Genomic DNA, 613 nt, shown 5'->3' with positions numbered 1-613 from the left:
GAAATAGAAAATTTATGAGTCGCATTTTTTATGTTACTGCAGCATTAATAACCCTGTTGGGCGTTATTGGGTGTTCGAACGAAGGTGAGCAAGCGCAGCAAGGTGCTCAGCAAGGTAAGCCTGCACCTTCCGTATCGGTAGTTACGCTGGAAAAACAACCTGTAGTACATGAAATGGTGTTGCCGGGCAGAGTTAGCCCGTCTCGTCAGTCTCAGGTGCGTCCCCAGGTAGATGGTGTTATTACCGAGCGCCTATTTGAAGAAGGCGCTTATGTAGAAAAAGGTCAGCAGCTTTATCAAATTGACGAGGCACGCTACCTGGCGCAGCTAAATAGTGCTAAGGCTGATTTAAAAACGCGTAGAGGCAAACCTTAAAACACTGGAAGCGAAAGCTCGCCGTTACGACGACCTTGTGGCGCAAAATGCGGTAAGTAAGCAGGAATACGACGACGTTATGCCCAAAAAGCCAGGCGCAGGCCGCCATTAGTGTGGCTGAAGCCGCAGTTGATGTGGCTAAAGTAATATGGGGCTATACCAAGGTATACGCGCCGATAAGCGGGTCGTATTAGCCGTTCGTTGTAACCGAGGTACCCTGTCACTACCAATCAGGCACA

Annotated in this window: 1 pseudogene; it reads left to right on the top strand. The window is 49.1% G+C overall.

Going from position 1 to position 613, the window contains the following annotated elements:
* Positions 1-14: 14 nt before the first annotated feature.
* A pseudogene (locus ACX5J7_RS03740) lies at positions 15-559 on the top strand (efflux RND transporter periplasmic adaptor subunit); the annotation flags it as partial.
* Between the last annotated feature and the right edge of the window lie 54 nt (positions 560-613).

Source organism: Alteromonas infernus, assembly GCF_902705815.1.
The sequence above is the reverse complement of the archived record's forward strand: the minus strand, read 5'-3'. Positions and strand labels throughout refer to the sequence as shown.